Annotated in this window: 5 protein-coding genes; 2 read left to right on the forward strand and 3 right to left on the reverse strand. The window is 72.5% G+C overall.

Annotated features, from left to right (window positions below; genetic code table 11):
- Window positions 1–116 precede the first annotated feature (116 nt).
- From ACFWNV_RS38930 to ACFWNV_RS38940, 3 genes are all read right to left on the reverse strand, one after another.
- Window positions 117–737, reverse strand: coding sequence for a hypothetical protein (locus ACFWNV_RS38930; protein WP_383956864.1), 621 nt, complete (start codon window positions 735–737; stop codon window positions 117–119).
- Window positions 738–976: 239 nt separating this feature from the next.
- Window positions 977–1,747, reverse strand: coding sequence for a DUF4239 domain-containing protein (locus ACFWNV_RS38935; RefSeq protein ID WP_250741860.1), 771 nt, complete (start codon window positions 1,745–1,747; stop codon window positions 977–979).
- A 39-nt stretch (window positions 1,748–1,786) separates the two neighbouring features.
- Complete coding sequence (locus ACFWNV_RS38940) at window positions 1,787–1,933, reverse strand: hypothetical protein (protein ID WP_383956867.1); 147 nt, start codon at window positions 1,931–1,933, stop codon at window positions 1,787–1,789.
- Between the two features lie 958 nt (window positions 1,934–2,891).
- On the opposite strand from ACFWNV_RS38940, the gene ACFWNV_RS38945 reads away from it, so the two are divergent.
- Both ACFWNV_RS38945 and ACFWNV_RS38950 read left to right on the forward strand, forming a co-directional pair.
- The gene (locus tag ACFWNV_RS38945) at window positions 2,892–3,734 is read left to right on the forward strand and encodes an SAM-dependent methyltransferase (protein WP_383956873.1); all 843 of its coding nucleotides are present in this window, start codon (window positions 2,892–2,894) and stop codon (window positions 3,732–3,734) included.
- Entirely contained in the window at window positions 3,731–5,920 is a 2,190-nt protein-coding gene (locus ACFWNV_RS38950) for a putative bifunctional diguanylate cyclase/phosphodiesterase (protein ID WP_383956870.1), read from the forward strand. Before ACFWNV_RS38945 ends, ACFWNV_RS38950 begins: the two co-directional genes overlap by 4 nt.
- Window positions 5,921–6,057: the final 137 nt, after the last annotated feature.

Here is a 6,057-nt window from a genome sequence, read left to right on the forward strand (position 1 = left end):
TCCCGCCGCCGGGGCGCCCCCGCCCCCCCGCCCGGGGCGCCCCGCACACCGGCGGGCGCCCCGGTGTCCTGGCCAGGACACGGGGCGACCGGCGTTTCCGGGGGTTTCGGGCGCGGTCAGTGGATGCGGCGGATGTCCTTGCGGCGCAGGGCGTAGCCGAGACCGACGAGCCCGCCGAGGACGAGCCCCGCGCCGGCGCCGAGTTCCAGGGGATCGAGCCCGGCGATGCTGCCGCCGAGGCCTCCTCGGACGCCGAGGGTGGCGCTGCGCGAAGCGCCCGTACCGGTGCCGGCGCTGGTCCCCGTGCCCGTACCGGCGACCGCGCTCGCGCTCCTGCGGGCGCCGACGGTGGAACTCGTCGTGGGCTTGCCGGTGCCGCCGGTGATCGTGAGGTCGGCCGAACCGGTCTCGCCGGCGCAGGTGAAGGAGACGGAGTACTGGGCTCCGCGCCGCGCGTCCCGGTCCACGGTGACCCGTGCGGTCTTGCCCCGGTCGATGCTCACGGTGTCGAAGATGCCGGAGGAGACGGTGGCGAAGGCGGCGTTGCAGCCGGTGACGGACAGCACCACCTGGCCGCCGGGGGCGACCGTCGAGGGGGTGATGGCGAAACCGAAGGAGGTGATCGGCGCGACCTCGGCCGCGCTCGCGGCGGGCGCGGCCGCCGCACCGAACAGGAGGAGCGCGCCTGCCGCGGCGGCGCCCAACAGGGCTGTGGGGGAGGTGGGTATCGCGCCCATGGTTGATTCTCCGGATCCCCGAGGAGCAGCCGCGGAACGGTTTTCCGCACGTGGGGGGTCGTGCGCCTCGATGTCCGCCACGCTAGGTCCGGGCGCGGTGACCCGCGATCAGGACCGGGCGAATGGGGCATGGCCGTAGGCCGAACCGGGGACGGGAGGCCCGTCCCCGGTTTAGTGGGCTCCCGGGTTCCCGGGTTGCCCCTTCCGGGCCGCAGGGCCCGGCAGGGGGCGACACGGCGTCAGTCGCCCAGGCCCAGATGCGGGAACTGGGAGAGGAACGGCTCGGCGGTGGCGGCGATGCCCCGGCCGAAGGGTGCGTCGAAGTCCCAGATGAGGAACAGCAGGAACGCGATCAGCGCGCTGAACAGCCCGGCCAGCAGCAGTTCCCGGAACGAGCGCCTGATCTGGAGGGTGAAGATCAGTCCCACCGTCACCAGGGCCCCGGCGATCAGGCCGAACCAGACCACCCCGGGCATGGTGGCCCCGGCGCTCTGGCCGCGCGCGTTGCGCGCGTCGTCGACCACGGCGACTTGGTCCACGAGCGGCTGGTACGCCTGGCCCTCGTGGTCGGTCTGCGGTTCGTAGTCCGTCACATCGCGGCGGATACGTTCCAGCAGCTCCCCGCTGCGGTCCGTCAGCTCGCCGTTCTCGGCCATCTCCTTCCATTCGGTGTCGACGACGTAGGTCACGTAGGCGTCCACGTCGGACCTGATCTTCTTGCGCACGTCCGCCGGGTAGACCTCGGAGCGGACGCTGATCTCGTGCAGGGCCTGCGATTCCTGGCGCACGTATTCCTGGGCGGCCCCGCGGCCCTCCCAGACGCCGGCGATCGCCAGGCCCAGCACGATCGCGTAGATCACGCCGATCATCATCGTCATGTACTCGATGACGTCGGGGGTCTCGCTGGGATCGTCGTCCTCGCCGATCCGGCGCTGATTGAAGAAGGCGATGGACAGCACCACGGCACACGCCGCGGCCATCGCGAGGGACAGGACGAGCCATTCCGACAAGATGACTCCCAATCGATTACGGGGTGGAATGCGGCGGCTCTAGCGCGGGCGCAGCGCGACGATCGCGAGCACCGCGGGGGCCGCGGTCATCAAGGTGAAGGTCACCGGTGAGATGTGGTGCTCCACCGGCTTGCGGGCCGCCGCGTGGTAGGCGGGGCGCGCGACCGGCTTCTTGGGCGCGGCCACGGGGATCACCCGGACCGGCGCCGGCGGTGCGGGGGGCTTGACGACGGGCTTCGGGACCGGCTTCGGGGCCGGCTTGGGAGCCGGGGGAGCGGGCGCCGGACGCGCGGGGGGCGGGGCCGGTGCGGGGGGTTTCGGGACCGGCTTCGGAGCGGGCGGCGGCGGAGGTGGTGGGGGCGGGGGAGGTGTCGGGACGGGGGGCGTGGGCTTCGGGGGCGGTGGCGGAGGGGGTTTCGGGGTGGGCTTGGGCGGGCACGGCGGGGGAGGCGGCGGCGGGCAGGGCGGGTGGCCGTGGTGGCCGCCGTGCCCGTGCCCGTGACCGTGTCCGCCCTGGCCGTGACCGGGGCCGGGGCCGTTGCCGTGACCGGGGCCGCCGTGGTTGCCCGGACCGCCCTGGTTCCCGCGGTCACCCCGTCCGCCCCGGTTGCCCTGGTCGCTCTGGCGGCCCTGGTCACCGTGACGTCCGCCACCTCGGATGCCCGCGGTCGCGGCGCCGACGGCGGATACGGCCTGCCGGACGGCGCCCGTTCCGTCGCCGACGTCGATCGTCGCGTATGCGCTGCTATCGGCCATGGCCGGTGTCGCGGACAGGGCCGCCCACAGGAGGACCGGTACGGCGAGCAGGCGCCTGGAAGAGGCTCTTTTCACCCGGGGAGCATGGGGTCGCGCGCGCCCGCGCGCGGGAAGGTTCCCCATGGTTCGCCTGAACGGGTGAGGCTTTGGCTACGGAGGTTTGAGCCAGATTCGCGTCGTGTCCGATCGTTCACCGACCTTTTCCCAAAAGGTATTTGTCGGTTTCGGTCATTCTCCGACGGCCGACCGTTCGGCCTTTGACATGTGACGAAGAACGGATCGCCAATTTCCGCTTTCGCTCGCTCCGTTGGGCAATGATCAGTACATTCGGCTCGGACAGGAGTCCGATCCGTCCGGACCACTGCAGGACCAAGGCTTGGAGACCCCGATGGAGCGCCCCTCCTGGGCCCCGCCAGGCATCGACATATCGGTGCCCAGCGTGTCCCGTATCTACGATTACTATCTGGGCGGCTCCCACAATTTCGAGGTCGACAGGCAGGCGGCCCGTCGGGCCATGGAATTCATGCCGGGCCTGCCCAAGATCATGCAGGCGAACCGGGCATTCATGCGCCGGGCCGTCCGGTACGCCGTTGCCGAGGGCGTGACCCAGTTCCTCGACATCGGCTCCGGCATCCCCACCTTCGGCAACGTCCACGAGATCGCCCAGGCCGCCAGCCCCGAGGCGCGCGTGGTCTACGTCGACCACGACCCGGTGGCCGTCGCCCACAGCCAGGCCGTCCTGGCCGGCACCGAGCGGACCGGCGTCGTCGCCGCCGACCTGCGCAAGCCCCAGGACATCCTGAGCGCCCCCGAGGTCGCGCAGGGGCTCGACCTGAGCCGCCCGGTCGCCCTGATGCTGGTCGCCGTCCTGCACTTCCTGGAGGACTCGGACGAGCCCTACGCCGCCGTCACCCAGCTGTGCGAAGCCCTGGCCCCCGGCAGCCTGCTGATCCTCACGCACGCCTCGTACGAGGGGATCCCGCTCTCGGAAGAGGTCGCGAGCGGAACCGTCGGCGTCTACCGCGAGATCCGCAACCCGCTCGTCATGCGCGACGCCGAGCAGATCCGGCGCTTCTTCGACGGCTTCGGGCTGATCGAGCCCGGACTGGTGTCCATGCCCGACTGGCGGCCCGATACGACGGGCGGTTCCGAGGACGAGGGCGAGGGCGAGGGCCCGGGCGAAGACCCCTACGCCTTCTCGGGCTTCGCAGGTGTGGGACGCAAGGCGTGAGACTGCCGACGCAGACGGCGGACGACCCGGCCGCGCCGCAGGGCGGTCTGGAGGACCGGATCGGGCGGTTCGCGACCATCTGGGGCAGGGCGATCTTCCCGGTCACCGCGACCTCGCTCACCCGCGGCGAGTTCGAACGCCACCTCGTACCGCTCACCCGCACCCTCGTCGAGGCCCTGCGCGCCCGCCCCTTCGACTCCTCCGCCGGCCAGCGGGTCGGGGAGGAGCTCGTCGCGGTCCACTGCACCGACCCGGAGGCGCTGGCCGGCACGCTCGGCGTCGTCGAGTCCTACCTGGTGCTGTACTGCGGTCCGGACGGCCCCGACGCCGAGAGCGTCGAGGGGACCGAGGAGTACCGGTCCCGCTGCGCCAGGCTCCAGCACGGGATCGCGGCCGGATTCGCCCGCGCCCTGCGCGAGCGCACCCTCAAGGAGCAGGAGGCCATTGCCCGCTCCGCGCTGACCGCCCGCGCCGACGCCCAGCAGGCGCTGCACGCCAGCGAGGCCCGCTTCCGGGCGGTCTTCGAGGGCGCGGCCATCGGGATCGGCATCGCCGATCTGGCGGGCAACGTCCTGGAGATCAACGACGCGCTGCTGCAGATGTTCGGCGGCATGGACGGGCACGTGCGCGGCCGCAACATCAGCGAATGGAGCCATCCCGACGACACCCCGCACGTGTGGCGGATGTACGGGGAGCTCGTGCGCGGCGAACGCGAGAGCTACCGCGTCGAGAAGCCGTACTACCGGCACGACGGGACCGTGCTGTGGACCAACCTGACGGTCTCGCTGCTGCGCGACGCCGAGGGCGTGCCGCAGTACCAGCTGGCCCTCATGGAGGACACCACCGAGCGCCGCCTGCTGAACCTGCGCCTGCGCTACGAGGCCACCCACGACGCCCTGACCGGCCTGCCCAACCGCACGCTCTTCTTCGAGCGCCTGGAGAAGGCCCTGAGCGGGGCCGGCGGTTCGCGCTTCGGCCTGTGCTACCTCGATCTCGACGGCTTCAAAGCGGTCAACGACAGCCTCGGCCACTCGGCCGGCGACCGGCTGCTGGTGGAGGTCGCCGACCGCCTGCAGAGCTGCGCGACGGGCCCGGGCGAGGTGGTGGCACGGCTCGGCGGCGACGAGTTCGTGGCGCTGACCACCGGCCCCGACACCGAGGAGAAGGCCACCGAACTGGCCGTACGGATCCTCTCCGCCCTCTCCGTCCCCATCCGGCTCGAGGGGCGCGAGCTGACGGTCCGGGGCAGCATCGGCATCGTCGAGGGCCCGGCCCGCGAGCGGACCCCCGCGGAGGTGCTGCGCAGCGCCGACATCACCATGTACCGGGCCAAGGCGGCCGGCGGCAACCGCTTCGAGTTCGCCGACGCCGCCGCCGACGCGCGTGCCATCACCCGGCACGGGCTGACCAATGCCCTGCCGGCCGCCCTGGAACGCGGCGAGTTCTTCATCGAGTACCAGCCGCTGGTCCACATGCACGACGGCAGCGTGCACGGCGCCGAGGCGCTGGTGCGCTGGTCGCACCCGCAGCACGGGGTGCTCGGCCCGGACCGGTTCATTCCGCTCGCGGAGCGCACCGGACTGATCGTGCCGCTCGGCCGCTGGGTCCTGGAGGAGTCCGTCCGCCAGGCCCGCGCCTGGCAGCACCAGCAGGGCGGCGCCACCCTGCGGATCAACGTCAACCTCTCACCGACCCAGCTGCACCATCCCGGCCTGGTCGCCGACACGATCCGCGTGCTGGAGTCCTCGGGCCTGTCGCCGGGCACGCTGTGCCTGGAGGTCACCGAGTCGGCCCTCATCGGCGCCGACGACGAACTCCTCGAACCGCTGCGCCGCCTCGCCGCCCTGGGCGTCGACATCGCCCTCGACGACTTCGGCACCGGCTACTCGAACCTGGCCAACCTGCGCCGCCTGCCCGTCAGCGTTCTGAAGTTGGACCGCTCCTTCACCAAGGGCATGCAGCAGCACCCGGCCAACCCGGTCGACGTCAAGATCGTGGAGGGCATAGTCGCGCTGGCCCACAGCCTCGAACTCGCCGTCACCGTCGAGGGCGTGGAGACCGGCGCCCAGGCCGCCCAGCTCCGAGCCCTCGGCTGCGACACGGCCCAGGGCTGGTACTACGCCCGCCCGGGCGCCGCCGACCGCATCCACACCCTGTCCCTGTCGGACGCGGTGCCCACGCTCTGAGCACCACCGGGGCCGCCCGGGCCACCCCGACCGGCCCGGGTAGTCCGGCTGGACTACCCGGGCCGGTCGGGGGGACTCCAGGCGCCCCTCCGTACCCCGGCCCGGGTCGCGGTCGGCCGCCAGCACCCGCTCGTAGC

This window comes from Streptomyces sp. NPDC058401 (assembly GCF_042722885.1).
Classification (GTDB): Bacteria; Actinomycetota; Actinomycetes; order Streptomycetales; family Streptomycetaceae; genus Streptomyces.